This is a genomic window from Nonomuraea sp. NPDC050556 (assembly GCF_044457355.1).
Classification (GTDB): domain Bacteria; phylum Actinomycetota; class Actinomycetes; order Streptosporangiales; family Streptosporangiaceae; genus Nonomuraea.
In genome coordinates this window covers 1756977-1780225 of the sequence record NZ_JBITGU010000002.1, presented here as the reverse complement: position 1 = coordinate 1780225, position 23249 = coordinate 1756977, and the positions used below count along the sequence as shown (strand labels likewise).

The following is a 23249-nucleotide window of genomic DNA, read 5'->3' as shown; positions in this document are numbered from 1 at the left end:
TCAGCCCGCCTTCCTGTAGTCACGGACGACCGTGCCGAGCTCTTCCAGCCGTACGGCGGGCGCGTCGAGCCTGGCGGCGAGCTGTACGGCGAGGCCGAGCCGTACGGGGCCGCTCTCGCAGTCGACGACCACGCTCGCCGTACCCCTGAGCAGCGTCGCCGCCCTGGCCACGTCGCCGCCGGAGGTGGCGCGGCCGTCGGTGACCAGGACCAGCAGGGGGCGGCGGGACGGGTCGCGCAGCCGTTCCACCCTGAGCACCTCTGCGGCCCTGACCAGCCCGGCGGCCAGCGGGGTCCTGCCTCCCGTGGGGAGCTGTCGGAGCCTGGCCGCGCCCGCTTCGACGGACGAGGTCGGGGGGAGGGTCACTTCGGCTGTGGCGCCGCGGAAGGTGACCAGGCCGATCTTGTCGCGCCGCTGGTAGGCGTCGAGGAGCAGGCTGAGGACGGCGGTCTTGACGGCGGTCATGCGTTTGCGCGCGGCCATGGAGCCGCTGGCGTCGACGACGAAAAGGACCAGGTTGCCTTCGCGGCCTTCCCTGATGGTTTCGCGGAGGTCGTCCTGTTTGAGCAGCAGGCCTGGGCCTTGCCTGCCGCGTTCTTTCTGGTACGGCGCAGCGGCCAGGATGGTGGCGGAGAGGTGCAGGTCACGCATCCGGTCACGGGGTTTCCTGGCGCCGATGGCCTTTCCCTGCGCTGTCCTGCCCCGCGACCGCCGTCCCGCGACGCCTTCGCCGACGCCGGGAACCTTCAGAAGGCCTACCTTGTACGGCTCCGCCGCCTTGGCCACCGACTCACCGCTCGGCTTGTCCACATCCGCGTCGCCTGGCCTGTCCTCTGCCTGGGGCGTTGCTTGCTCTTGCGGGCCGCCTGGGTCCTGCGGGCCTTTGCCCTGCGGCGGCCCAGCGCCCGGGTCGTCGTCCGGGTCGTCGTCCGGGTTGTTGTCCGGGCCCAGGAGGTCGTCCAGGCGGGACTCGTCCATTCCCGGGGCGTCGAAGGGGTCGCGCCTGCGGCGGTGGGGCAGTGCCAGCCGGGCCGCCGCGCGCACGTCCTCCGTGGTGACCACCTCGCGCCCGTGCCACGCCGCGTGCGCGATCGCCGCGTTCGCCGTGACGATGTCCGCGCGCAACCCGTCCACCTCGAACCCCGCGCACACCGTGGCGATCTGCTCCAACCGCTCATCGGGCAGCTCCACCGACGGCACCCGCGCTCTGGCGGCGGCGATCCGCGCCGCCAGCTCGCTCTCAGCGGAAACCCACCGAGCCACGAACCCGGCGGGATCGGCGTCGAAGGCCAGGCGCCGCCGTACCACCTCGGCCCGTTCCGAAGGCTCCCGCGACGCCTTCACCTCGACCGTCAGCCCGAACCTGTCGAGGAGCTGCGGGCGGAGCTCGCCCTCCTCCGGGTTCATCGTGCCGACCAGCAGGAACCTGGCCGCGTGCCGTACGGACACGGTCTCGCGCTCCACGTAGCACCGGCCCAGCGCCGCCGCGTCGAGCAGCAGGTCGACGAGGTGGTCGTGAAGCAGGTTCACCTCGTCCACGTAGAGGACGCCGCGGTGCGCGGACGCCAGCAGGCCGGGCTCGAACGCCTTCACCCCCTCGGTCAGCGCGCGCTCCACGTCGAGGGAGCCGACGAGGCGGTCCTCGGACGCGCCCACCGGCAGCTCCACAAGCGCGGCCGGGCGGCTCGCGCGCGGCTCGCCCGGCTCGTGGGGGCCGTCGGGGCAGTCCGGGTCCGGCTCGGCGGGGTCACAGGCGAACCGGCACCCGGCTACCACCGCGACCTGCGGCAGCTGTGCGGCGAGGGCGCGGACGACGGTCGACTTGGCGGTGCCCTTCTCCCCGCGCACCAGCACGCCGCCCACCCGAGGGGAGACGGCGTTGAGCAGGAGGGCGAGTTTCAGATCCTCCATCCCGACGACGGCGCTGAACGGATAGGTGGCTGTCACGATGTGACCTTCCTGTTGACATGGGTGATCCGGCCGCCGCTGACCTCGGTCGTCGACAGGGGGGCCAGATCGAATCTCGCGGCCACCAGTGGGGTCAGCCCGAGGGCTGCTCTGATCGTCCAGACGTCGCAGACCACCAGGGCGTCGGGGGGCGCGGTGGTGAGCCACCCGGCCACGCGGGACGCGTGCGCGGCCAGGCTCTCACCACCGTGCGGCGCCACCTCGGGGTCCGCGAGCCAGGCCGCGAGCTCGTCCGGATCGATCTGTGCGTACGGCAGGCCAACCCAACGACCGAAATCCGGCTCCGCCAGCTCACCCACCACAACCGCCCCCCTGCCGCTCACCTCGCCAGCCCCTGGACCACCCATCACCGCCCAACGGGCGAAGGCCCTCCGAGAGGACATCCCTCCGGAGGACGACCCTTCAGTGGGCGGCCCTCCGGCAGGCGGCCCACCAGCGGGCGGTCCTGCGGCAGGCGGTCCTCCGGTGGGCGGGGTGTCTGGTGTCGGGCCGCTAGAGAGAGGTGGAGGCATGGCTATTGCCGCAGCCGTCTGTCTGGCCGCCTGTTGGGGGGCGCAGAAGATCGGCCCGTCACTCGCCAGGACCAGCGCTCTGGCCAGGCTCGACGGGTCGGCCGCCTCATCCGTGGGGAAGCGGGCCGCACGCATGCCGGGCGTGCTCGCCTGCCGTACGAACAGCACCTCCGTCAGACGGGGACAGTGGCCGGGCGGGCGGCCCGGTCGCTGGCCCAGGCGAACAGGACGCCGAAGGCGGCCCAGAAGACCAGCTGTGTCCCCAGCGATGCCAGCCTGAACTCCCAGAGCAGCGTCGCGGGGAACCCGTCCGGCACCTCGTTCACCGTGGGTAGCAGCACCCAGGCGGCGATCACCGGCACCAGGAACGCGACGCCCGCCGCCACCCCCCTGGCCCACGGACCCGCGGTGACGCGGCGCGCCGTCGCGACGCCGATCGCCGTGGCCGCCAGACCGACCAGGATCATGACCACATACAGGAGGGTCCTGCTGTTGATCGTCTCCGGGTCGCCGACCGCCGGTGGGTTGGCTGGATATTTCAGGAACGGCACAAGAATGACCGCGACGAACGCCGTGCCCGCGGCCGCGAGCCCCAGCTTGCCGTCCGACCTGGGGCCGACCCGGCCGCGCAGCCCGGCGAAGACGAGCGCGAAGATCCCGCCCACCGCCAGCCCGTACAACCCGGTCGCCAGGAACAGCCCGGCCTTCTGCCCCGGCCTGCTGACCGGCGCTTCTTCCTCGTCGTGGCTGTGTTCCGCGGTGCCCGCCGGATGGTGCGCGGCAGCGGCTTCCTCGAGCGCGATCGCGGAGTCCACCCGCGGTTCGCCGAACACGAAGGCGAAGCCGCCCGCGATGAGTCCGGCCAGGAGCCCGACGAGCAGGCCCCTGACCAGCAGGGTACGTATCACGGCCTCAGTGGCAGGGCACGCCGAGCAGGTGACGCCCGTCGTGCATGAGTTCGTGAAGGTAGGTACCTGTCTGGGAGATGGCGCCGTTGTCCATCAGGACCAGGTAGGCCACGAGCAGCAGGAAGGGCACGATGATCAGCCATCGGCCCAGGCGTGGCAGCGGGATGGTGGATGGAGTGGACAGACCACTCATTGGAGCCTCCTCGGGGATGACGCGTCCCAACATGAGGTCACGGCCGCCAAGCGACCTGGCTCCCGGGATCTACGTCCCGGATACAGTGGCGCGTCCGCACCGGCATCTCACCGGATTTCCCTTGGCGATCGTGAAATCTCCCGGAACGTATCCTTTCCTCCCGTTCGCGTCAACCGACACACCGCCGAGCAGCGCCCGAAAAACCCCCTTTTCAAGGCCCTAGACGCTTTTGGGCCGCCCACCCGCGAGGTCCCTCAGCCCTTGAGGTCCTCAACCTCTGAGGTCCCTCAGCCCTTGAGGTCCTCAACCTCTGAGGTCCCTCAGCCCTTGAGGTCCTCAACCCCTGAGGTCCTTCGGCCGCGAAGTCTCGAAGACCTCGTGTCTCGTCCCGGCGTGACGGTGGCCAGCCAGGTGCGCCCGAGGGGCGTCACCCTGGAAAGAGCCCAGCCACGTGCGGCGGGTGGGGGTTCCGTGCTTGCCGTACCCCCAAAAGACCGTCAAAGCGTGCGCAGACGAGCCAGCGCGCGGCGGGCGGTGGCCGTCTCGACCGGGGCCGCGCCGAACGAAAGCACCTCCTGCAGGTCGCCGAACGCCTCCTCCAACCGCCCCGCCAGCGAACGGATCCGCGCCCGCCGCAACCGCGTGCGCGCCCGGTTCGGATCCAGCTCCACCGCTCGCGTGATCTCCGCGTCCGCGTCCGGCAGGTTGCCCAGCCCCGCCAGCGCCAGCGCCCGAGCCGACCGCACGTCCGCCTCCTCTGCGGCCGGGACGCCGAGCCGGAGCGCCCGGTCGAGGTCGGTCAGCGCGTCCCGATGGTCGCCCAGGTCGGCCCGCACCTGCCCGCGCCCGCAAAGGGCGGCCACCGCGTCGCGCCTGATGTGCAGCGCCTGCTCGAACGTGCTCTCCCCGTCGGCGGGCGAGCCACTGAGCCACTGCGCGTAGCCGAGCACGGTCAGCGCCCGCACGTTGCCCGGCGCGCGCTTGACCGCCTGCCGCGACAGGTCGGACGCGTCGCCGAACTGCCCGGCCGCGAGCCGTACCTCCGCGAGGTCGGTGAGGACGTCGGCCGCGCCACTGGCGTCCTCCAGAAAGGTGAAGGCCCGGAGGGCGGCGCGCAGCGCCTCCTCAGCGGCGGCCGGGTCGCCGGCGGCGCGGGCGATGCGGGCGAGCAGGTGCTTGGCGCGGCCGTAGCGGCGCTCCAGGCCAGGGGCGTGGGAACGGTCCGCGATCGAGGTGGCGAGGGTTCGGGCGGCGGCCAGGTCTCCCGCTTCGAGGGCCGCCGTCGCAGCAGCCCAGGCGGCACCGTATTCGTGAGCGGATATGCCAGAGCGCGAGGAGATATCCGCGCCGCTCATCGAGGCCTCCCTCATCCGTGCCGGATAAGTCGAGACTCGCTGATCACCGGCCCCCTCGTCAATCAGCCACCAGCGAGAATATGGTCCGAGCGCTTCGCACCCTACCAAAACGACCCAAGGGTTCGGTGATTTACCGGGACTCTGAACGTTACTATGAACCACGGAAAAGCGACTAGCGCGCCGAGGTGACCGTGAATCAGAACAATGATCCCGGCGTTTCTCCCGTTGAGCCCATCTGGGGGCGGGAGATCCCGTTTCGTAACCCTCATTTCACGGGGCGTGAACGGGAACTCGACCTGCTGCGCGCCAGCCTCGGCGCGACCTCGCAGGCCGTGCTGGGCCACCCGCCGCAGCCGCTCCACGGCATGGGCGGCGTGGGCAAGACGGAGATCGCGGCGGAATACTGCCACAGGCACGCGGCCGACTACGACCTCGTGTGGTGGATCAGGGCCGAGCAGGAGGACACGGTACGCAACGCGCTGATCGCCCTGGGCCGCAGGATGGGGCTGGCCGAGTTCTCCAGCACGGACCGCGACTACTCCTCCCAGGTCGTCATCGACGCGCTCCGCACCGGTCGCAAATACTCCCGGTGGCTGCTGGTCTTCGACAACGTCACCGACCCCGACATGCTCCGCCCCTACATCCCGCGCGGCACGGGCCACGTGATCATCACCTCGCGCATCTCCCAGTGGCGCAGGGAGCTCAACTCCGAGGGCATCGAGGTCGGCGGCTTCGACGCGGCCGAGAGCATCAGCTTCCTTCGCAAGCGCGTGCCGAGCCTGGCGCCGGGCGTCGTCCCCGAGGACGAGGCGATCCTGGCGGCGCAGCGCCTCGGCGAGCTGCTCGGCTTCCTGCCGCTGGCCGCCGAGCACGCGGCCGCCTACCTCATCGAGACGAAGATCCCGGTCGAGGAATACGTCGAGCTGTACAAGCTCAACGCGCACGAGATGCTGGGCGAGCCGGTCGACATCTACTACTCGCAGTCGGTGGCCACGACGTGGAGCGTGTCCAGCGACAAGATCTCGGAAGAGGCCAGGGCGCTGTTCAAGCTGCTGTGCTTCTTCTCGCCCGAGCCGATCTCGGTGGAGCTGATCGTACGGCCGGCGCTGGTGCTCGGCGGGCGGCTGCCCGAGGAGCTGGCCGGGGTGATCGGCGACGACGCGGTGTTCCGCAAGGCGGCGCGGGAGCTGGCCAGGTTCTCGCTGCTGAAGCTGTACGGCATGCGCAACGTCGTCCAGGTGCACCGCGTCGTGCAGGACGTGACGCGCGGGAGGATGAAGCGCGAGGAGCCGGAGCTGGTCGATGAGTACCGCGCGATCGCCCATGAGCTGCTCGCCGCCTCCGACCCGGGATACCCGGACAAGGAGACCACGGACCCGCAGTACGAGATCTCCAAGCAGCACCTGATCCCGTCGGGCTCGTACGAGTCGGCCAACACGCAGTTGCGCGCGCTGATCATCAACCAGGTGCGCCGTATGCACCTGCGCGGCGGCAACCGCGAAGGGCTCAGTCTCGGCGAGTTCGTCCTGGACCACTGGCGGGCCAGGTTCGGGCCCGACGATCTGCAGACACTGATGCTGGCGATGGAGATCACGATCTGCCTGTTCTCGCTCGGCGAGACGGAGCGGGCGGGCGCTCTCAACATCGACACCCGGAACAGACTGGCCGCGACCGTCGGACGCGAGAACGAGGTGTACATCAAGGCGGCGAGCACCTACTCCCGCTGCCTTCGCCACCTGGGCAGATACGCAGACGCGTACGTGGAGGACGTCGAGGTGCTCCCGCTGTCGGAGCGCGTGCTCAGAAGCGAGCACATGCAGACGATCAACATCCTCAACAACATCGCCGTCGACCTGCGCTGCCTGGGCCGCTACGAGGAGGCGCGCCAGTTCGACGCGCGCGCCTTCGAGGAGCGGCGCCGCATGTTCGGCGACACCGCCGACTACGCCCTCATCTCGAAGTTCGCCCTCGCCAGAGACCTGCGCAAGCTCGGCGGGATCGACGAGTCGCTCAAGATGATCCGCGAGGTGTGTCAGGTCTCCGAGCGCAAGCACCAGCCCTGGCACATGGGCCGGTTGCAGTTCGAGACCGACCTGTCCGTCGCGCTCCGCTGGGCCGGTTACTACGAGGAAGCCAGGGAGCTGGGCGAGCGTAATTTCGACCGTCACCTCAAGGTGCTCGGCCCGACGCACCGCCAGACGCTCAACTGCGCGGTCTGCCTCATCAACACCCGCAGGCTCGATCGAGACCTGCTCGGCGCGGCACGGCTCGGCGAGGAGACGGTCGCGCTCTGGGAGAAGGTCGTCGGTGGCACGGCTCACCCCAACACCCAGGCGGCCGCCGTCAACCTGGCGATCGTGCAGCGTCTGCTCGGCAACCCGCTGGGGGCGAGCAGGATGGACCGCGACGCGCTCGACTTCTTCACCGCCCAGTTCGGCGAGGATCATCCCAACACGGCGACGGTGATGACGAACCTGGCCAGTGATCTGGCGGCGCTCGGCAACGTGACCGAGGCGCGTGACCTGGGAGAGAAGGCCGTGGAGATCCTCGAGCGCACCCTAGGCGCCGAGCATGTGCGCACGCTGGCCGCGGCGGGCAACCTGGTGCTCGACCGGCGTGCGGCAGGAGACGAGCAGGAGGCGTCCGAGCTGCACGAGCGCACGCTGGACGCCTACGCGCGATCGCTGCCCAACCACCCTCACATGGTGCTGACCGAGCAGGGTGGCCGCGTCGACGTCGACATCGAGCCCATGTCACAGTGAGCGGCGCAGCTCGGCCGCGAATTCCTGTCCCATGGGGGTGAGTGCGTCCGAGGCGGCGAGCACGTCGACCGCCTGCGCGGTGGGTTCGTGCCAGGTGGCCAGCGCGTCGTCGCAGTTCAGGGCGCGCCAGAGCCGGATCAGACCTGCGTAGGCGTAACAGCCCTGAAGGAGGGCTTCTGCGGGTCTGGGGTCGGCACGCCAGGGCGCTCGCCCTTTCCACGTGCTGCCTGGACTTACGAGGTCGTGGTGGTTGGTGACGGCGCCGAGCAGGACGTGGCGGAACTCGTGGACCAGGCTTTCCGCGCACTCCATCGGGTCGGTGGGCAACGACGTGGCGATGGCGCCGAAGGCCCATCCGGAGGTTCCGCCGCGCATCCGTCCATCCGCTTCGCGGGGGAGCGGGACGAGCACGCGCAGGGTGGCTGCCATCGCGGCGGCGAGGTCACGGTCGTGTGCGCAGACCAGCCGCCAGCCGTCGCGGAGAGCGTGCTCCCAGGCGCCCGGGTCGGGGTCGGGGTCGCGGGTGCCGAAGAGGTCCAGGTGCGGGAGATCGTGGCCGAGTTCGACCTGGAGGACGAGGCCGTCGCATGAAGCGCTCAACAGGGGCCCGGTCGGCTGGGCGACGAGCGTGTGAAGATCGGAGAGCGAAGGGGCGGACCGCAGGGAGCGCATGGCCCACACTCCGACCTGCGGCGCCGACAGGGCGTCGAAGAGGCGGTCGGGGTCCTTCAGCTGGGTTTCTGCGAGGTGCTCGACGGCTGCCGCGAACTCCGTCGCGGGGTGCTTTCTCCGCAGAGTTTCGATCAGGAGAAGGTGGCGCTGGAATTCGGCCGTACGCCAAGGTGTGACAACTTCGGGCCGAATTCGTCCAGCGGCGATTTCCAGCAGGTCAGGCGTCATTCGCGGCGCAATCGCTGGGGCCCCCGGATTGGTCCCATACGCGCGGTGTCATGTCATCCATGTGCCGGATGGTTTCGGTGAGTGATGAGAATGATTCATCATCAAGTTGTGCCAACTGGTCAAGGGTGAGCAGACCCAGCTCTCCCATTTGAACCTCCCCTTTTCCCGGAGATGATACGCCAAAAGGCTTTATTAGCGGAGCATTACCAGCTCCGCCCGCATAGCAATAGCCACCCCACCGTCCTCCGTGACAGCGAGGTGCTCCGCCGGCTCAGGCAGCGCGAACGTGTCCGTCCGCTGCCACGTGCGCAGGTCCCAGAAGGACAACGTGGCATCCAGCGACCCGGTGATCGCGATCGGCCGCTCGCCGATCCGTGCGCACGCCAACGACGTGATCGGCCGTGCGTGCCGTACCGAGCCCTGACCGGACAGCGCGGGATCGCGCAGGTCCCAGCCGCGCAGGACGCCGTCCTTTCCCGCCGTGACCACCACGTGCCTGCCGTGCACCCGAGCGCCCCGCGCCGCGAGCGTCCCGCGGGCGCCGGGCAGGCGCTGCGCCACGGGATGGCCGCTCACCAGGTCGATGATCCAGGTCAGGCCCATCGCGTCGACGGCTATGAGGCAACTGCGGTTGCCCATGACGTAAAGGTCGAGGTCGCTGATGGGGGAAGGGCCGATCTTGTGGGTGGCGATGAGGCGGCCCGTCTCTACTTCGGCGAGTTCGACCACGCCGCTGGATGCGGAGCCGCATACCAGGACGTCGCGCTGGCCCAGGCGTCCGGCCACGACGATCTGCGGGGTCGTGGTCAGTTCGGTCGGCTCCGGCAGGCGGCCCGCGCCCGGTGCCCAGGTCACGATCTGTCCGTCCGTGGCGTACGTGAGTAAACGGTCGCGGCCGGGGAGGCCGGTGGCGCGGGCGCCTGGCGGGACCTCGTGGCTGCTGGTCGGCTCGCCGGTCCGCGGGTCGTAGAGGTGCATGGCGCCGTCCGCCACCGCGGCGACCGCCCCGGTGCAGACCGCCAGGCTGGTGATCGGCGTACGGCGGGCAGGTGCGGAGGCCGCGGCGCCCACCTCGTTCCACAGCCTGACCCGCCCGTCCCGCCCCGCGCTGACGATCACCGGCTCGCCCTCGATGACCACGTGCGCGAGCGCGGTCACCGGACCGGTGTGCGCGGCGACCGTGCCGAGCGAGGGGCAGGTCAGCATCCCCGCGGTGTCCCCGGCAGCGCCCGCGCTCAGCGCGCTGTATCTGGTGTGGGTGGACGCGGTGACCTCGGCCAGGTCGGTGAGGAGGTCCCAGCTCCAGAGCCGCCCGCGCTCGGCCAGCAGGGTGACGGCGCTCGCCCCCGACGGCGCGGCGGCGAGGAAACGTTCCTGGTTCCTGTGCAGCTTCCCGAGCGAGGTCCCGCCGCGCAGCGGCCAGAGCGTGGCGGTGCCCGCGTGGTCGACAGTGACGGCGACCGGTCCGTTGACCGTGGAGCAGCAGGCGGAGTTGACCTCGCCGAGCCCCTCGGCCAGGAGCAGCGCCTGCCCGTCTGCGGTCCAGCGCACGCAGCGGCCGTCCGCGCCGGTGCTGACCAGATAGGCGCCGTGCGCGGCGAGCGCATTGACCCGCCCGGCATGTCCGGTTTCCCATGAGGCGAGTTGCCGCCCTGAGTCGGGGTCCCATAGGCGGATCGAGCCGTCGGCGTGCCCGGTGGCGAGCGCCCGGCCCTCTGGCCAGTCGCTCAGCGCGGTGACCTCGCGGCCGAGCCCGAACGGCGAGCCGGTACGCATGCCGGTACGCAGGTCCCACATGCGGACCGGCCCCTCGTCGCTGCTGATCGCCAGCACCGGCCGGTCGCCCAGGCTCAGCGTCGCCAGCGCGTGCTGGGCGCCGCCGACCGGGATCGTCATGCGCAGCGCCGCGTTCACCGTGACCCCGGTCGCCCAGGCGGGTGACCAGGCGGCGTCCCGCATCAGCTCCCTGGCCAGGCGGTGCTCGCCGAACCTGGCGGCGTCGACGGCCAGGACCTGGCGCCGCTCGTCCGGCGTGGCCTCCGCGTGCCTGGCGGCCGAGGCGCGGTAGACGTGCGCGCCGATCGGCGCCTCGGGCAGGGAGGCGAGGTAGGCCAGCGTCGCGGCGGGGTCGGCGTGCACGAGGAAGCCGGGCAGGGCGAGCAGCTCCGCCGTACGGCCCGCGTCGCCCGCGTGGTGCAGGGCGTGCCGCAGGACGTAGGCGGGCGCGTCCTCCCAGCGCTCGGGCAGCAGGCGGTCGAGGATGTCGCCGGACCGCAGGTGGTCGGCCAGGCTCTGGTGGAAGAGCCGGTACAGCACGGTCGTGCCGTCCTCCTCGAAGCTTTCCCGCAGGTACGGCTTGGCCTCGGCCAGTACGGCACGCACCTCGGCAGCCGTCATCGGCTCCCCGAACAGCGGCGCGAGCGCGCGCACGATCTCGACGGGCATCCCGTCGCCGCGGGCGTGGGACAGCGCGGTGAGCACGGCGGCCAGTTTGGGGCGCCCGGCCAGCTCCAGGCGCATCACCTCGGGCAGCGTGCGCGGCGCTGCCAGGCCGAGCTCCCTGGCCAGGCCAGGGTCGGTGACGGGCTCCGGCCTGGCGGCGAAGAGCTGAGTGGACATCCCGGCCATCAGGAACTCGCCCCACCGCTCGCCCGCGACCGGCTCGGCCGACAGCGTCTCGGCGACCGCGCCGGCGAAGGCGGTCCGTACGGCTGCGTACGCCGACGAGGTGTAGGGGTCGGTCAGCTCCAGGACCGCCTCGACGTACGTCCTGACGTCCTCGCGCACCTGCCCCCGGTCCTCGCCGTCCAGGTCGACCAGCCCTCCGGCCGCCTCAGCAGTACGGCGGAGCTGGTCGAACGGCGGCTCGGGCCGCAGTCCGACGAGCAGCCTGCACGCGCCTGACTCGACGAGCGCGTGCAGGTCGGCGGCAAGCTCGGCCCCGTCCACCGCCTCGTCGAGCGCGTCGATCAGCAGCGTCGGCGTCTCGCGCAGCGCCGCGCGGAAGGACTCGCGGGTCCACCCCTCCTCCTGCGGTTCGAGGCCGAGCTGCGCCGCGAGCACCGCGAAGATCTCGCCCGAGCTGCGTTGCCTGGCGTGCGCCACGGCGAGCAGGTCGTTCTTGCCCGGCCGGTGCGCCGCCCTGGTCCAGATCGACTGGGTTCTGGCCCGCAGTCCGGGGTGCGCGGCGCAGGCCAACATGCCGAGCAGCGCCGACTTGCCGGTGCCGCGGCTGCCGACGACCACGCGCAGGTCGCCCGGGGCGATGCCGTCCAGCCAGGGGGACAGCGCGGCGAGCTCGGCGTCGCGGCCGGTGAAGCAGCCCGCCTGCCAGGACCGCTGCTGCCGCACCACGTACTGCCGGGGGTCCAGCGCGGCGATCTCGGCGAGGAAACCGCCCAGCGCCGGGTCGGCGATCTGCTCGACGGCCGCCGCCTTGGCCGGGTCGTAGTCGGGGTTGGCGAAGAACGCCGGCACGTCGGCCGCCGTCCTGAACTCCACGAGGCTCGACATCATCTGCTGCGGGTCGAGGTCGAGCTCGCGGACCAGCTTCTCCATCTGGTCGTGGATGTCGGCGTGCAGCGTGACCAGCGAGACGAACTCGCTGGCCGCCGGGATGTTGCGCAGCCCCCTGCCCATCTCGGACAGCACCCGCGTCGCCGCCTGGGTGAAGAGCCCCTCGAAGGCGGGCAGGTCGGGCGCGCAGGCGGCGAAGACCGTGGCGCGGGCGGGCGACGGCAGGAGGAGCTGGTGCGGCGAGCGGGTCGATGCCCCGGCGTTGCACACGTCGACGAAGAACAGCGTGCGCGGGCCGTCGGGGCGGTTCTCCACTTCCTTGACCCAGTCGACCACCCGGGTCTGGCGGGCGGTGACGCCGTCCCGGCCGACCACGTGCAGGTCGCCCGCCGTACTCATCTCGCCGTGGCCGATCACCGCGACGACGAGCACGTCGTCAGGCCCGCACGCCTCGATCTCGGCGTAGACGGCGTCGCCCAGCTCGGCCGCCGTGGCCGGCGCGGGCATGGCGCAGCTGAAGCCGAAGCCGCGCAAAGCGTCGGCGAACTCAGCGGCCAGGCCGTCGGCGAACTTCAGCGGGTCCAGGCCCGCCGCGCCGGCGGCGCTCAGGCAGAGCGCGCGCCTGGTCACTGCTGCTGGTGGTGGGGGGACACATGCCCTTATATCCCCGGGGTTACTTGCCGATCAAACCGTGGTGTTCATACAGGTTGACGAGCCGGTCGATGCGCCACAGCTGGCCGACCGTGATCAGGGTCGCGCCGAACACGACCGGCCACGCCTGCAGCACGATCAGACCCCAGATGACCAGGGCGAACCCGGCCAGCCCCAGCGCGGTCAGGAAGCGCAGCACGTTCTTGTGGTCGGCGGAGACCAGTGACCGGTCGTTCAGCCAGAGCTTCTCGCCGTAGATGCCCTTGGCCGTCCAGCTCGTCGGCCCGACCGGCGGGAAGACGTGCGGGTTGACCGCCAGCCACACCACAACCAGGGCGATCGGCGCCAGCGACCACCAGCCGATCCAGGTCCTGCTCCAGACGGCGAGCATCATCAGCGGGATCGCGGCGAACCTGGTCCAGACGCTCCAGGGGTTCGCGTGGCGGCGCCAGGCCTCGTCGGTCATCCCGGCCGCCTGGGCGTACTTCTTCAGGATGCTCATGCGACCATGCCTCTCGCGAGCGTGCCGATCGTGGCCTCGAGGACCTGTTCGTAGGCTTCGCCGTACCGCTCGGCGGTCATGACGACGAGGCTGACCGCGCCCAGCGCCGCCACCAGCATCTCCGGGGCGAAGTCCTTGGCGATGAGGCCGTCGCGCTGGCCGTCGCGGAAGTAGTCGACCAGCTCGGACGGCACGCGCCCTGCCTCGTGCGCGCCCACCCGCCGGGTGACCGCGGCCATCTCCTCCGGGTGGGTGTGCAGGCGGCGGTAGAAGGGGTCGGTGGTGAGGATCTCGGCCACCGTACGCATCAGCTCGGTCAGCGCCTCGACGCTGGGCCTGGCCTTGAGCGCGCCGGACATCCGGTCGGCGATCAGGGGCGCACGGCGGAGCATGACCTCCTTGTAGAGGCTCTCCTTGGAGTCGAAGAACGCGTAGAAGCTGCCCTTGGCGATGCCGGCGGGCGTGGTCAGCTCTTCTAACGCGGTCTTCTTGAGTCCCTGGGTGGCGAACAACCGCTCGGCGGCGTCGAGCAACGCGCCGGTGATGCGGTCCTTCTCCGCAGGGGTGAAGGCAACGGCCATTTCCGCTCCTAGGTCTATGACCAATCTGGTCACTGGGTCATAGTACCCCAGGGCGGACGAGTCCGGACTCGTAGGCCAGGACGACGGCCTGGACGCGGTCGCGCAGTCCCAGCTTGGCCAGGACGCGGCTGACGTGGGTCTTCACCGTGCCCTCCGACAGGTAGAGGCGACCGGCGATCTCCGCGTTCGACAGGCCCCTGGCGATCAGGCCGAGCACCTCGCGCTCCCGCTCCGTCAGCACGTCCAGGTCGCTCGCCAGCGCGGGCGTCGTGCCGAGGTAGCGTTCCAGCAGCCGCCTGGTGACGCTCGGCGCCACGATCGCGTCGCCGCGCGCCACCATGCGGATCGCCGACAGGAGGTCGGCCGCGAGCGTGTCCTTCAGCAGGAACCCGCTCGCTCCGGCGCGCAGCGCGGCGTAGACGTACTCGTCCAGGTCGAACGTGGTCAGCATCAGCACCTTCGGGCCGTCGATCAGCCCGGCAGCCTCGACGCCGTCCATCGTGGGCATCCGCACGTCCATCAGCACCACGTCGGGGTTCGTCCGGCCGGCGAGGGCCACGGCCTCGGCGCCGTCGCCCGCCTCGCCGACCACCTCCATGTCGGGCGCGTTCTCCAGGATCATCCTGAACCCGGTCCTGACCAGCGCCTGATCGTCGACGACGAGGACGCGGATCACAGCGGCAGCGTGGCCCGCACCACGAACCCGCCGTCGCCGCCCGGACCCGTGCTGAGCGTGCCGCCGAGCAGCTCCACCCGTTCCCGCATGCCACGCAACCCGTTCCCCGAGCCGTCGTCCTGCTCGCCCCCGCGGCCGTCGTCGTTGACCTCCACGCGGAGGTCGCGCGGCCCGTAGACCAGCAGGACGCGAGCGGTGGCCGAGGAGCCCGCGTGTTTCATGGTGTTCGTCAGCGCCTCCTGCGCGATCCGGTAGGCGGTCAGGTCCACGGCCGGGCGCAGCGGGACGGGCGTCCCTGAGACGTCGAGCCGCGCGCTGCCCATCCGCTCCAGCAGCTGCGGCAGCTGCGCGAGGCCCGGCAGCGGGTCGTCGGACAGGGCTCTGCGCATCTCCGCCAGCGACTCCCTTCCCGTCGTGACGATCGCCTCCAGGGCGCCGCGCGTGTCGGCGGGGCGGTTGTCCAGCGCGGCAGCGCCGCCCTGGGCCTGGACGACCATGACGGACAGCCCGTGCGCCACCACGTCGTGCAGCTCCCTGCTGATCCTGGCCCGCTCGGCCGCGACGGCGAGCATGGCCCGCTGGTCGGCGTCGCGCTCCAGGTCCGCGGCGCGCGCGTGCAGCTCGCCCAGGTACGCGTGGCGGTTGCGCGCGCTCGACCCCATCGCCCACGACGCCGTGAGCACCGACACGATGACGAGCAGGTCGCCTGCCAGCTTCGAGCCCGCCGTCCGCTGGACGAGCGTGATCTCCGGCGGTTCCACGGGCAGCCGGAGGTCGGGCTCGACCCTGAAGACGTTGGCGATGCCGCCCGCCCACGGCGTGGTCAGCAGGCCGTGCAGGCTCCACAGGGTGACAGGAAGGAGCAGGGCGACCAGGAAGGCCACCGAGACCTTACGCCGATGGCGGCTGGCGACCGTGTAGAGGAGTACCGCCGCAGCCAGATCGATGATCATCATGGGTACGGACAACGCCAGGTGCGCCGCTGCCGACAGCGCGGCGAGGGCCAGCATCGGCACGGGACGCCACTGGCGCAACGCCACGGCGCACACCGCGATCGCCGTCGCGCCCCACCAGACGGCCAGCTCGGCCACCGAGTCGGTGCGCTTCTGCAGGCTGAGCACCGGGTCGTTGAGCAACACGCAGGCCACCAGCAGCGCGAGCCCCAGCCCGGCGTCCCGCAGTTTCATGAGCCTCAGGCTAGGCGTCGCACCATAAGCTCCGGATCTATCTCAAGACGTATATGTCATGCGACTCCAGACAGACGCCCGTGGAGATCGCCACGGCCGACGCTGTGAGCCATGAACTCCTTCCTGACCCTGGCGACGCTCGCCACCCTGACCGTCGCCCCGCAGAACGGGATCCACTGGACGCAGTGCGGGCGCCTGGAGTGCGCCACCATCCAGGTGCCGCTCGACTACGCCCGGCCGTACGGCAAGAAGATCACCATCGCGGTGACCAGGCTCAAGGCCACCAGGCCCAGGCAGCGCCTGGGCGCCATCGCGCTCAACCCCGGCGGTCCTGGCGGCAGCGGCTACCTCTACCCGCTCGACTACGCCAAGGTCAACCCGGCGCTGAACGAGCGCTACGACCTCATCGGGTTCGACCCGCGCGGCGTCGGCCACAGCACCAAGGTCGACTGCCCGGAGCTTCCAGGCACCAGGCTTCGCCCGGTGACCGAGGAGGCGGCCAGGAAGATCTACGACCACCAGGTGAAGGAGAACCGCACCTGCTCCGCGTACAAGCCCGAGTTCCTCAAGCAGCTCACCACCACGAACATCGCCGCCGACCTGGACCGGATCAGGGCGGCGCTGGGCGAGCGCAGGATGAACTTCCTCGGCGTCTCCTGGGGCAGCTGGCTGGGCGTGGTCTACCGGACGAACTTCCCGGCGACGGTCGGGCGGATGTGGCTGGACAGCATCGCCATCCCGCGCTTCAGCATCGCCGCCTTCGCCGAGGGGCGTGCCAAGGCCACAGCGGCGAACTTCCGCCGGTTCGCCGCGTGGGTGGCCGAGCGGCCCTACGGGCTGGGCGCGACGGGCGAGGAGGTCGTCTCGACGCTGGAACAGCTGCAGGAGGAGCTCGACCGCGCGCCGCGCACCTACTCAGGCCTGCGGGTCACGGTCGACGGGAGCATCGTCGCCATGCTCGCCTCGCAGGTCTCCCCGGACTGGAAGCTGGCCGCCCAAGGGTTGAAGGAACTACATGAGGGGGCCGATCCCGCGGCGCTCAGGAAGATCTACGGCGGCGCGCCGGACACGGGCGGCGGTGAGGGGATGTACAACGCGACGATGGGGCACGCGACGCTGTGCAACGAGGACGTGCGGCCGTTGGGCTTCACGGCGGAGTGGTCCGCCTGGCAGCGACGGATTACGAAATATCCGGTCACGGGGTCGTTCGGGAAGTTCGGGGCCGCGTGTGCTGGATGGGACCTGCCCAGGGAGGCGGTCACCGTCCGCGACACGGGGACGCCGCTGATGCTGTCCGGCCACCGCTACGAGGTCGACGCCCCCTACACCTGGGCCAGGCAGATGCGCGCCCTCGTCGGCGGCACCCTCATGACGGTGAACGACGACGTCCACGGGTCGGTGCTGCTGGACAAGCAGTACAGCGCCAAGATCACCGCCTTCTTTGGTAATCTTCAGTCTTAGGTCGAGAGGCGCTGCAACGGGCTCGAAGCCCGCCACGCTCGGCCCCCATGTGACGAACAAGGGCGCCTCCCCTAGTGGGAGGTGGCCAGGTGACAACCCTTCGCGAGCTTCTGGACGAGCGGATCGCGGTGCTCGACGGCGCCTGGGGCACGATGCTCCAGGGCGCCAAGCTGACCCCAGCCGACTACCAGGGCGACCGGTTCCGCGACCACGACCACGACGTCACCGGCGACCCTGACCTCCTGAACATCACCAGGCCCGACCTCATCCTCGACGTGCACCGCCAATACCTGGCGGCGGGCGCCGACATCACCACCACCAATACCTTCACCGCCACCAGCATCGGCCAGGCCGACTACGGCCTGCAGGCGTACGTGCGGGAGATGAACCTGCGCGGCGCCCAGCTCGCCAGGCAGGCGGCCGACGAAGCGGGCGGCCGGTTCGTGGCCGGGTCGATCGGCCCGCTGAACGTCACCCTGTCGATGTCGCCGCGGGTCGACGACCCCGCCTACCGGGCCGTCTCGTACGACGCGGTCAAGGCGACCTACGCCGAGCAGATCGCCGCCCTCGCCGAGGGCGGCGTCGACCTGCTGCTCATCGAGACGATCTTCGACACGCTGAACGCCAAGGCGGCCGTCGACGCGGCCCGCGAGGTGGCCCCGCACCTGCCGCTGTGGATCTCGGTGACGATCGTCGACCTGTCCGGCAGGACGTTGTCCGGCCAGACGGTCGAGGCGTTCTGGAACTCGGTGCAGCACGCCAACCCGCTGGTCGTCGGCGTCAACTGCTCGCTCGGCGCCGAGGAGATCCGGCCGCACCTCGCCGACCTGGCGCGCGTCGCTGGCACCTACACCGCGGTCCACCCCAACGCCGGGCTGCCCAACGCCTTCGGCGGCTACGACCAGACGCCCGACCAGACCAGCGCGCTGCTCGCCGGGTTCGCCGAGGACGGCCTGGCCAACATCGTCGGCGGCTGCTGCGGCACCACCCCGGCGCACATCGAGCGCATCGCGACCGCGATCAAGGGCAAGAAGACGCGTGCCGTACCCCGGTTGACCCCGGTCAGCAGGTGGAGCGGCCTGGAGCCGTTCGAGATCGGCAAGGACACCGGGTTCGTCATGATCGGCGAGCGCACCAACGTGACCGGCTCGGCGCGCTTCCGCAAGCTGATCGAGGCCGACGACTACCAGGCGGCCGCCGAGGTCGCGCTGGAGCAGGTGCGCGGCGGCGCCAACCTGATCGACGTCAACATGGACGCCGACCTGCTCGACAGCGAGCAGGCCATGACGACCTTCCTCAACCTCATCGCGACCGAGCCCGAGGCGGCCCGCGTGCCCGTCATGGTCGACAGCTCGCGCTGGAGCGTGCTGGAGGCCGGGCTCAAGTGCGTGCAGGGCAAGGGCGTCGTCAACTCCATCAGCCTCAAGGAGGGGCCGGAGCCGTTCCTGGAGCAGGCCAGGCGGATCAGGGCGTACGGCGCGGGCGTCGTCGTCATGGCCTTCGACGAGCAGGGCCAGGCCGACACCACCGAGCGCAAGGTGTCGATCTGCGGGCGCGCCTACGACCTGCTCACGCAGGAGGCCGGGTTCGCCGCAGAGGACATCATCTTCGACCCCAACGTGCTGGCCGTGGCGACCGGCATCGCCGAGCACAACGGCTACGCCAAGGCGTTCATCGACGCGCTTCCGCTGATCAAGGCGCGTTGCCCGGGGGTGCGGATCTCCGGCGGCATCTCGAACCTGTCGTTCTCCTTCCGCGGCAACGACGTGGTGCGCGAGGCGATGCACTCGGCCTTCCTGCTGCACGCCGTACGGGCCGGGCTGGACATGGGGATCGTGAACGCCGGTCAGCTGGCCGTCTACGAGCAGATCCCCGCCGACCTGCTGGAGCTGGTCGAGGACGTGCTCTTCGACCGGCGCGAGGACGCGACCGACCGGCTCGTCACGTTCGCAGCGCAGGTCAAGGGCGAGGGCACCAAGCGCGCCGTCGACATGTCCTGGCGGGAGGGCACGGTCGAGCAGCGGCTGGCGCACGGGCTCGTGCACGGCATCGTCGACTTCATCGAGGCGGACACCGAGGAGGCCAGGCTCACCGCCGAGCGGCCGCTGGACGTCATCGAGGGGCCGTTGATGGACGGCATGAAGATCGTCGGCGACCTGTTCGGCGCGGGCAAGATGTTCCTGCCGCAGGTGGTCAAGAGCGCCCGCGTGATGAAGCGGTCGGTGGCCTACCTGGAGCCCTACATCCAGGCGGCGAAGTCCGAGGGGGCGCGCGGCAACGGCAAGGTCGTGCTCGCGACGGTCAAGGGCGACGTGCACGACATCGGCAAGAACATCGTCGGCGTGGTGCTGGGGTGCAACAACTACGAGGTCATCGACCTGGGCGTGATGGTGCCCGCGGCGACGATCCTGGACACCGCGATAGCGGAAGGCGCCGACACCATCGGCCTGTCCGGACTTATCACGCCTTCGCTGGACGAGATGGTCAACGTGGCGCAGGAGATGACCAGGCGCGGGATCGAGCTGCCGCTGCTCATCGGCGGCGCGACCACTTCCCGCCAGCACACCGCGGTACGGATCGCGCCCGCCTTCGACGGGGTCACCGTGCACGTGCTGGACGCCTCCCGCGTGGTCAACGTGGTCTCCGACCTGCTCGACCCCGATCGCGGCGCCGCGCTCGCGGAGGCCAACAGCGCCGAGCAGGAGCGGCTGCGCCACGCGCACGAGAACCGGCGGCAGCAGCCGCTGCTTCCGGTCGCCCAGGCTCGTGCCAACAGGGAGCAGGTGCCCTTCGACGCGCTTCCGGTGCCTGCCTTCACCGGGGTCCGGGTCGTCGAGCCGGACATCGCCGAGGTGCGGGCGATGATCGACTGGACGTTCTTCTTCCTGGCGTGGGAGCTGAAGGGCAAGTACCCGGCCATCCTGGAGCGGCCGGAGGCTCGCGAGCTGTTCGACGAGGGCAACGCGTTGCTCGACGAGATCATCGCGACCGGGCGGTTCAAGCTGCGCGGGGCCTACGGGTTCTGGCCCGCTTCCTCCGAGGGCGACGATCTTGTGGTGGACGGCGTGCACATGCCGATGCTGCGGCAGCAGACCGCCAAGCCCGCCGGGCGGCCGAACCGGTCGCTGGCCGACTACGTGGCGCCTTCTGGTGACCACATGGGGGCCTTCGCGGTGTGTGTCCAGGGGGCTGAGGAGCTGGCGGCCTTCTACGAGGCCCAGCAGGACGACTACCGGTCGATCATGGTCAAGGCGCTGGCGGACCGGCTCGCGGAGGCGTTCGCCGAGTACATCCACCTGGAGGCGCGGCGGCAGTGGTTCGAGCCCGACGCGGCGCCGCTGCTGGAGGACCTGCACGCGGAGCGGTTCCGCGGCATCCGGCCCGCGCTCGGCTACCCGGCCTGCCCGGACCACAGCCTCAAGCGGGAGCTGTTCGACCTGATGGGGGCTGGCGAGCTGGGCATGGACCTCACGTCGTCGTTCGCGATGACCCCTGCGGCGAGCGTCAGCGGGTTGATCTTCGCGCACCCTGAGGCGAAGTACTTCACGGTGGGACGGCTGGGCCGGGACCAGATCGAGGACTACGCGGTACGGCGTGGCATGCCGCTCGCCGAGGTGGAGCGGTGGCTCCGCCCGAACCTCGACTACGACGCCTGACCCCTTGCCCGGGGTGGAACCCGACGGGAGAATCGCCGCACTATGCGCGAATACCTCCCGTTGGTCTACACCGCCGTCGCCTGGACCGTCCTGGGCGCCCTCATCAAGGCCGCCAGGGAGAACAACAAGAGCGGCAGGAAGCCCCTCAGCACCCTGTCCGCCATGGCACTGGCAGGCCTCCTCGTCGCCTCCGGCGTCGCCGTACTGGCCGGCTAGCGCACCGCGGTAAGCACGAGGGAGCGGCGGAGCGGGAGTTGTGGCCCCGCGATGCGCGCCTCGGCGAGGAGGTCCTCGGTGGCCTCGTCGCCGATCTGCGCCCGCAGCTCCGCTTCGTGGCGCCCCCACAGCGCGTAGAGCCGCTGCCACAGCCCCGCCTCCTCGGACCGCTCCTCCTCACCCTCCACCGTGAACCCTGCGTCAGTGAGCCGTCCGCGCCAGGACCGGTACTTCGGGTGGTCGGGCGCGAGCTCGCCGCACGTGATCACCGCGCGCCCGCCGGGGCGTAGCACCCGGTGCAGCTCGCGCAGCGCCGCCCTCCTGTCGGGGCTGAACGGCAGCGCGTCCATGCTGATCACCCCGTCCGCCGCCCCGTCGGCAAGCCCGGTGTCCTCGAAGGTCCCCACCTGGAAGGACGCCCGGCCGCCGAGGCCGAAGTGCGCCGCGCGGGCGGTGGCCATCGCGCACGCCTTGGGGGACAGGTCGACGCCGGTCAGCCGCGCGGAGAACGCGCGGGCCAGCCACAACCCGGGTCCGCCGCGCCCGCAGCCCAGGTCGACCAGGTGCTCGTCGGGACCCAGACGGAGGCCGCGCACCATCGAAGCGAGCACCGACCAGGTGCAACTGCTCGTGGGCTCGACCTCGGCCGGATATTCCGAGCCGAACGCCTCCGCGTACAACTGCCTCTGCAGGTCTCCTGTCGTGTACGACACGTGGAATCGGTCGGCGCGCTCGGTCGTGAAGGTGAAGGGGTCACGGCTCATGGGCGGTCAGCGTAGCCCTGCCCGGCTGTAACAAACTGCATAAATGGTGCATATTGCTGCAGTGGCATTGACCAGTGAACAGGAGCAGGTGTACCGGTTCCTCCTCAGCAACCCGGGCGCGGACCCGTCCACCGCCTCGTTGCCCCTGAAGGACCCGGCGGCGGCGCTCGAAGGGCTCAACAGGTTCGGGCTGGTCGACGAGCGGCTCATGCCGATCACCCCCGCCGCGGCCGTGGACCGGCTCGTACGGCTGCGCATCGAGGAGACCGCGCGCGACCTCCACCAGATCGGCGCCCTCTGGGACGTCGTCAGGGACCTCACCGACGCCCAGCACGGCAGGCGCCCTGTCGAGCTGGTCGAGCGCATCGAGGGCCTGGAGTCCGTCCAGCGCAGGATCGACGAGTACCCCGCCAAGGAATCCCTCGCCATGAAGCGGAAAGCCAAGGCAGGCAACCGCAGGCCGGGGAGCGACGCCGTCTTCCGTCGCAAGATGGTGACGGGACTGCGCTCCAGGACCATCGTCCACGCCGACTCCCTGCGCGACCCAGCCCAGCTCGCCCACGCGCGGGAGATGGAAGCCCTCGGTGACCTGCACCGGGTCATCGACGACGAGATCACCCCGTTCATCATCCTCGACCGCGCCCGCGTGTTCGTCCGTGCCGATCCCGGCGACCACGAGCCGGGCGCGCTGCTGATCCGCCAGCCCGGCATGGTGGCCACGCTGGTCGACATGTTCGAGCACATCTGGTCGCGCGCCCGCACGCTGGACGAGCCAGAGCTGACCGCGCTGGAGCGCCAGGTGCTGCAGGCGTTGTGCACGTTCAGCAAGGACGAGCTGGCCGCCCGCGCCGTCAACGTCTCGATCCGCAAGTTCCGCGCCCACGTGGCCGACCTGATGGCCCGCCTCGGCGCGGCCAGCCGGTTCCAGGCCGCGTTGATGGCGCGCGAGAAGGGCTGGATCTGACGGTCACATCCGGCGTCCGCGCCGGGTCATGGGGGGTGAACCTCTCGCTCAGAAGGAGCCCCTCATGATCAAGAACCTCTTCTACTGGTTCCTCGCCGCCGAGTTCGTCGTCGGGGCGATCACCAAGTTCTGGCCGGGCCCCACGTTCTTCGGCCCCGCCTACTCGGTGAAGTTCGCCGACTGGGGCTACCCGTCGTACGCCAGGTTCGTCGTCGGGGCGATCGAGCTCGCCTGCGCGATCCTCCTGGCCTACCCCGACCGGCGCACCCGGTTCCTCGGGGCGAGCACGCTGATGTTGGTGCTGGTCGGGGCGGTCACGACGCACATCGTCAACCACGACGCGCTGTACGAGAGCGTGTCCGCGCCCCTCCACCTGGCGATCATGACGATCATCGCGCTGTCCACGTGGCCTGTCCGCTATTTTGACGTCTTCTTGGTGCTCCAGGGCCGGGGTGAGCGGTCGCGATCTCAGTAGGT

At 70.7% G+C, this 23249-nt stretch carries 18 protein-coding genes and 2 riboswitches; of the genes, 6 read left to right on the top strand and 12 right to left on the bottom strand.

The window, feature by feature from the left end; all coding sequences use genetic code 11:
* The 5 genes from ACIBG8_RS26445 to ACIBG8_RS26425 form a co-directional block, all read right to left on the bottom strand.
* A complete protein-coding gene (locus ACIBG8_RS26445; RefSeq protein WP_397345618.1) occupies positions 1–1947 on the bottom strand; it encodes a putative cobaltochelatase in 1947 nt (648 codons plus the stop codon).
* Positions 1944–2270, bottom strand: coding sequence for a histidine phosphatase family protein (locus ACIBG8_RS26440; protein WP_397345617.1), 327 nt, complete (start codon positions 2268–2270; stop codon positions 1944–1946). The genes ACIBG8_RS26445 and ACIBG8_RS26440 overlap by 4 nt, the downstream gene beginning before the upstream one ends.
* A 383-nt stretch (positions 2271–2653) precedes the next feature.
* Positions 2654–3388: a CbtA family protein gene (locus ACIBG8_RS26435; RefSeq protein WP_397345616.1), complete on the bottom strand. Its 735-nt coding sequence runs from the start codon at positions 3386–3388 to the stop codon at positions 2654–2656.
* A gap of 4 nt (positions 3389–3392) precedes the next feature.
* Entirely contained in the window at positions 3393–3581 is a 189-nt protein-coding gene (locus tag ACIBG8_RS26430; protein ID WP_397345615.1) for a CbtB-domain containing protein, read from the bottom strand.
* Between the two features lie 2 nt (positions 3582–3583).
* A riboswitch (adenosylcobalamin (AdoCbl) riboswitch) is annotated at positions 3584–3728 on the bottom strand.
* Positions 3729–4078: 350 nt separating this feature from the next.
* Positions 4079–4936, bottom strand: a complete 858-nt coding sequence (locus ACIBG8_RS26425) for a tetratricopeptide repeat protein (RefSeq protein WP_397345614.1) — start codon at positions 4934–4936, stop codon at positions 4079–4081.
* 191 nt (positions 4937–5127) lie between these two features.
* Here ACIBG8_RS26425 and fxsT point away from each other — a divergent pair, with 191 nt between their 5' ends.
* Complete coding sequence (gene fxsT / locus ACIBG8_RS26420) at positions 5128–7698, top strand: FxSxx-COOH system tetratricopeptide repeat protein (protein ID WP_397345613.1); 2571 nt, start codon at positions 5128–5130, stop codon at positions 7696–7698.
* Here the strand turns inward: fxsT and ACIBG8_RS26415 are convergent.
* The 6 genes from ACIBG8_RS26415 to ACIBG8_RS26390 form a co-directional block, all read right to left on the bottom strand.
* Positions 7690–8598: an aKG-HExxH-type peptide beta-hydroxylase gene (locus ACIBG8_RS26415; RefSeq protein WP_397345612.1), complete on the bottom strand. Its 909-nt coding sequence runs from the start codon at positions 8596–8598 to the stop codon at positions 7690–7692. The two genes, fxsT and ACIBG8_RS26415, sit on opposite strands and share 9 nt — an antisense overlap.
* A 192-nt stretch (positions 8599–8790) precedes the next feature.
* The gene (locus ACIBG8_RS26410; protein WP_397345611.1) at positions 8791–12744 is read right to left on the bottom strand and encodes a hypothetical protein; all 3954 of its coding nucleotides are present in this window, start codon (positions 12742–12744) and stop codon (positions 8791–8793) included.
* 43 nt (positions 12745–12787) lie between these two features.
* Positions 12788–13267 carry a DUF6653 family protein gene (locus tag ACIBG8_RS26405; RefSeq protein ID WP_397345610.1) on the bottom strand — a complete coding sequence of 160 codons (480 nt, stop codon included), beginning with the start codon at positions 13265–13267 and terminating at the stop codon, positions 12788–12790.
* Positions 13264–13848, bottom strand: a complete 585-nt coding sequence (locus ACIBG8_RS26400) for a TetR/AcrR family transcriptional regulator (RefSeq protein ID WP_397345609.1) — start codon at positions 13846–13848, stop codon at positions 13264–13266. Before ACIBG8_RS26400 ends, ACIBG8_RS26405 begins: the two co-directional genes overlap by 4 nt.
* A 37-nt stretch (positions 13849–13885) precedes the next feature.
* The gene (locus tag ACIBG8_RS26395) at positions 13886–14524 is read right to left on the bottom strand and encodes a response regulator (RefSeq protein ID WP_397345608.1); all 639 of its coding nucleotides are present in this window, start codon (positions 14522–14524) and stop codon (positions 13886–13888) included.
* The gene (locus ACIBG8_RS26390; RefSeq protein WP_397345607.1) at positions 14521–15711 is read right to left on the bottom strand and encodes a sensor histidine kinase; all 1191 of its coding nucleotides are present in this window, start codon (positions 15709–15711) and stop codon (positions 14521–14523) included. Before ACIBG8_RS26390 ends, ACIBG8_RS26395 begins: the two co-directional genes overlap by 4 nt.
* A gap of 111 nt (positions 15712–15822) precedes the next feature.
* Between ACIBG8_RS26390 and ACIBG8_RS26385 the strand changes: the two genes are divergently transcribed.
* The 3 genes from ACIBG8_RS26385 (at position 15823) to ACIBG8_RS26375 (ending at position 21044) form a co-directional block, all read left to right on the top strand.
* A complete protein-coding gene (locus ACIBG8_RS26385) occupies positions 15823–17172 on the top strand; it encodes an alpha/beta fold hydrolase (RefSeq protein WP_397345606.1) in 1350 nt (449 codons plus the stop codon).
* Positions 17170–17247, top strand: a riboswitch (S-adenosyl-L-homocysteine riboswitch). (Overlaps the previous gene by 3 nt.)
* 14 nt (positions 17248–17261) lie before the next feature.
* Complete coding sequence (gene metH / locus ACIBG8_RS26380; RefSeq protein ID WP_397345605.1) at positions 17262–20828, top strand: methionine synthase; 3567 nt, start codon at positions 17262–17264, stop codon at positions 20826–20828.
* Positions 20829–20870: 42 nt separating this feature from the next.
* Complete coding sequence (locus ACIBG8_RS26375; RefSeq protein WP_397345604.1) at positions 20871–21044, top strand: hypothetical protein; 174 nt, start codon at positions 20871–20873, stop codon at positions 21042–21044.
* Here the strand turns inward: ACIBG8_RS26375 and ACIBG8_RS26370 are convergent.
* Positions 21041–21808 carry a class I SAM-dependent methyltransferase gene (locus tag ACIBG8_RS26370; protein ID WP_397345603.1) on the bottom strand — a complete coding sequence of 256 codons (768 nt, stop codon included), beginning with the start codon at positions 21806–21808 and terminating at the stop codon, positions 21041–21043. The genes ACIBG8_RS26375 and ACIBG8_RS26370 overlap by 4 nt on opposite strands.
* Positions 21809–21869: 61 nt before the next feature.
* Here ACIBG8_RS26370 and ACIBG8_RS26365 point away from each other — a divergent pair, with 61 nt between their 5' ends.
* Both ACIBG8_RS26365 and ACIBG8_RS26360 read left to right on the top strand, forming a co-directional pair.
* Positions 21870–22772 carry a hypothetical protein gene (locus tag ACIBG8_RS26365; protein WP_397345602.1) on the top strand — a complete coding sequence of 301 codons (903 nt, stop codon included), beginning with the start codon at positions 21870–21872 and terminating at the stop codon, positions 22770–22772.
* 64 nt (positions 22773–22836) lie between these two features.
* Positions 22837–23247, top strand: coding sequence for a DoxX family protein (locus ACIBG8_RS26360; RefSeq protein ID WP_397345601.1), 411 nt, complete (start codon positions 22837–22839; stop codon positions 23245–23247).
* Positions 23248–23249 lie beyond the last annotated feature (2 nt).

Coding starts and splice junctions, on each gene's coding strand:
- ACIBG8_RS26360 (WP_397345601.1), top strand. CDS start 22,837: ATGATCAAGAACCTCTTCTACTGGTTCCTCGCCGCCGAGTTCGTCGTC.
- ACIBG8_RS26430 (WP_397345615.1), bottom strand. CDS start 3,581: ATGAGTGGTCTGTCCACTCCATCCACCATCCCGCTGCCACGCCTGGGC.
- ACIBG8_RS26400 (WP_397345609.1), bottom strand. CDS start 13,848: ATGGCCGTTGCCTTCACCCCTGCGGAGAAGGACCGCATCACCGGCGCG.
- ACIBG8_RS26415 (WP_397345612.1), bottom strand. CDS start 8,598: ATGACGCCTGACCTGCTGGAAATCGCCGCTGGACGAATTCGGCCCGAA.
- ACIBG8_RS26405 (WP_397345610.1), bottom strand. CDS start 13,267: ATGAGCATCCTGAAGAAGTACGCCCAGGCGGCCGGGATGACCGACGAG.
- ACIBG8_RS26370 (WP_397345603.1), bottom strand. CDS start 21,808: ATGAGCCGTGACCCCTTCACCTTCACGACCGAGCGCGCCGACCGATTC.
- ACIBG8_RS26390 (WP_397345607.1), bottom strand. CDS start 15,711: ATGAAACTGCGGGACGCCGGGCTGGGGCTCGCGCTGCTGGTGGCCTGC.
- ACIBG8_RS26375 (WP_397345604.1), top strand. CDS start 20,871: ATGCGCGAATACCTCCCGTTGGTCTACACCGCCGTCGCCTGGACCGTC.
- ACIBG8_RS26425 (WP_397345614.1), bottom strand. CDS start 4,936: ATGAGCGGCGCGGATATCTCCTCGCGCTCTGGCATATCCGCTCACGAA.
- ACIBG8_RS26385 (WP_397345606.1), top strand. CDS start 15,823: ATGAACTCCTTCCTGACCCTGGCGACGCTCGCCACCCTGACCGTCGCC.